The sequence below is a fragment of the Asaia sp. SF2.1 genome, assembly GCF_000505765.1.
Classification (GTDB): domain Bacteria; phylum Pseudomonadota; class Alphaproteobacteria; order Acetobacterales; family Acetobacteraceae; genus Asaia; species Asaia bogorensis.
Genome location: NZ_AYXS01000049.1, coordinates 24,144 through 27,366, shown reverse-complemented (window position 1 = coordinate 27,366; position 3,223 = coordinate 24,144). Strand labels below are relative to the sequence as shown.

Sequence of the window (3,223 nt, the reverse complement as noted above, 5' to 3'; positions counted from 1 at the left end):
ACCCCCGGGGCGGACAGCATCGCGATCACGCAGAACCAGCCCGTCACGGGGGTCTTCACGACGCAGGACGCAACCCAGCATCAGATCGTCCGGCAGAAAGGTTTCCAGATCCTTGAGGCTATGCACGGCAAAATCGATGTCGCCCGCCCTGAGCGCTTCATGGATTTCACGGGAAAACAGCCCCTTGCCGCCGATCTCTGCCAGACGCCGTGCCTGATCACGGTCACCACGGGTCGAGATCGGATGCTCTTTCACCGAGCCGAAGATTTCCAGAAAGGGGAAGGCCTCGCCTAGTTGCGCCATGAAGCTGCGCGTCTGTACCAGCGCCAGAGGCGATGCACGCGTGCCGACGCGCAGATCCTTGCCGAAAACAGGGTGACGAAGCACCTCGGATGGAAGGGTCGCAGCCTGACTGGGCTCAAGGATCGGGAAAGGCACTGGCGAGATCGTCATGACCAAGGGCTTAGCCCTGCAATCCTGACAGAGGTAATTGTTTGTATCGTGCTCAGTAAAAGGTCTGACCTATCTGTGCCTTTGCCGAGCAACCTTGTCGAGACGCGCCTGCACGCGCATCAGGCCCGACAAGCCCGACGCCATCAGGGTCACGGCTCGGCCAGCGCCTCGTGCAGGCGTTCATGACGGTTGCTGCGAGCGCGATTACGCAGCGCCTTTTCCAGGTGGATCAGATGATCACGCGTGATACGCAGCGCCTCATCACGATCACCACGCTCCATCGCGACAATCAGCGCTTCATGATCGTGGCAGGAATGCTGGGCATCCTCATCCGACTGGTACAGCGCGGCGATCAGCACCGTACGTGCTGTGAGGTTTTCGAGAATATTGGCAATGACCGAATTGCCCAGCACATCGGCAATATGAACGTGAAAATGCCCGAGCAGATAAGAGCGCCGCGCCAGATCCTGCCCTTCAATCGCACTCTGCTGCGCAACGAGATGACTACGGAGCCGGGCAATCGCCTCCGGCCCTACTAGACCGTGATCCAGAATCAGTCCCGATTCGACCGCACGGCGCGCCTCGATCACCTCCCGGGCTTCCGCCACGCTAGGCTCGATCACAAACCAGCCGCGGCGCGGCGTGACATCCACCAGACCGCGTGAGCTAAGCCTGATCATGGCCTCACGCACCATCGTGCGCGAGACGCCGAAGATCTCTCCGACCTCTTTCTCACCGAAACGTTCGCCAGGCGCGATCCGCCCCGAGAGAACGGCGCGAATGATCTTTTCCTCGATCACGAGCCCGCTGGCACGTTCCGGTTCGCTTTTCTCGTAGGACCTGTCTTCAGGAAGCCTGTTTTCGTAGAGCATCCCCGTTTTATGCCCATCTCCCCGGACTTGGGCAAGCACTGGCACGCAGGGCACCGCCATCCACTCGGTGACGATACGAAATGAAACGGTTCCCGCTCTTTTTTTCATTCCGAAGTTGAACTGAACCGAATCGTATTCTAATTGGTATACAACAAGTTCCCCATCGCGCCGATGCCTGCCATCCTGATGCCCGGAGTCACAGATGCCTTCCCTTGCGACATCACGCCCTGCCCGTCCCTTCTCGTGTCGTGTCGCGCTTCTCGTCACGACGTTTGCAGCATGTCCCCTGTTGATGGGCGCGACAGCCTGGATCAGCCCGGCCAACGCCGCCGGCCAGAGCGCAAAACCGGCGCTGCGCAGCAAGTCCGGCAAGGCAAATGTGCATCGTCAGGCGGGTGCCCGTCCCCCGTCATCCCTCGCGGGCAGCAGTGAAACCGTGCATGTCTCGGCGCGGCGCGGCGTAACAAGTGCAGGCCAGCATGATGCTCATTCCGAAACCGTTCTGTCCCGTCAGGAATTGCAGAACCGGAACGTTCGGCAGCTGACAGATATCGTGCGCGTGGCACCCAACCTGACCATCCAGCCGAGCTTTGGCAGCGCCGCCCTCAATTTCGCCCTGCGTGGCGTGGGGCTGATGGATTTCACCCAGAATAATACCCCTTCGGTCATGCCCTATGTCGATGGCATCGCCTATCCGGTCAGCATCATGACCACGGGTATCCTGTTCGATATGGATGATGTGTCCGTCGCCCCTGGTGCCTCGGGCTTCACCCATGGTCAGCCGACCACCGGCGGCGAGATCAACTTCCATACGGGCGACCCGACGCAGCAATTCCATGCGGGCCTGACCGAGGATATCGCCAGTTACGGGCGCAATCGCGTCGAGGGCTTCGTTTCGGGGCCACTGTCAAAAAGCGTGTCCTATCGCATTGCCGGTCAGTCCCTCACGGGTGGCGGCTTTCAGCACAATGCGCAGGGCACAGGTTACGGCAACAGCAATATCGGCGCGCTGCGCGGCAAGCTGCGCTGGAAGATTGACGAGACCTCGCGCCTTGATATCGGGGGCCACTGGACAACCGACCAGTCGGAATCCTCCTCGGGTCACAATCTCTATAATTCCTATGGTGTGCCCATCACGGGGGATATCTACCAGACGGCATGGGGTCTCGATCCGCGTTTTGCCAAGATCATTGGCATCAACCCCAACAACACGAAGCCGCGTGAGGATAATCTCTTCTGGGGCGCGAATGTGCGCTACACCAAGGAATTCAACTGGGCACGTCTGTGGTCACAAAGCGCCTATGAGATGGTTGACGAGCATGAGCTGACGAACCAGACCAACTCGGTCAAATCCTACGGCAACATGTTCCGCAACAACCAGACCAATGTGTTTTCTCAGGAAGTAAAGCTGGAATCGCGTGACCCGAAAGCACGCTTCCACTGGGAAACCGGCCTGTATTACAGCCGCTCGCGCATGGCACAGAGCTTCTGGTACGATAGCTCCGATCGTCCCGGTACCACGCCGCTGAACGAGACGTCCTATCGTCAGAACCAGCAGAACTTCAACCAGTATGTGCAGCTCAGCTACCGCGTCCTGCCCAAGCTCACGCTGATCGGCGCGATCAATCACGATTCCGACGACCGCCAGATGCTCAATCTGACGAGCACCAACGTCAATCTGAATACCGGACTCGCCACCTCGCAAACCAATTTCGGCAACTCGGGCGCGCTCACCAACCAGTTCGGCGGCCGTGTCGGGGCGCAGTATCAGGTTACGCCCAATATCATGGGCTATGCCATCTTCTCCAAAGGGTTCAAGCCCGGCGGCTTCTCGGCCAATATCACCCAGAACGCCAACCAGCTTCGCCCCTTCAAGCCTGAATCCGTGCTCACCTATG

General features: G+C 59.3%; 2 protein-coding genes and 1 pseudogene. 1 reads left to right on the top strand and 2 read right to left on the bottom strand.

Features of this window, described 5'->3' with window-relative positions; translation table 11 throughout:
• Both P792_RS39285 and P792_RS33675 read right to left on the bottom strand, forming a co-directional pair.
• Positions 1-453, bottom strand: a pseudogene (locus P792_RS39285) (hypothetical protein); the annotation flags it as partial.
• Positions 454-602: 149 nt separating this feature from the next.
• On the bottom strand, positions 603-1,370 hold the full coding sequence (locus P792_RS33675) for a GntR family transcriptional regulator (protein ID WP_235075526.1): 768 nt from the start codon (positions 1,368-1,370) through the stop codon (positions 603-605).
• 157 nt (positions 1,371-1,527) lie between these two features.
• Here P792_RS33675 and P792_RS33670 point away from each other — a divergent pair.
• On the top strand, positions 1,528-3,223 hold a 1,696-nt coding region (locus P792_RS33670), incomplete at its 3' end, for a TonB-dependent receptor (RefSeq protein ID WP_235075525.1).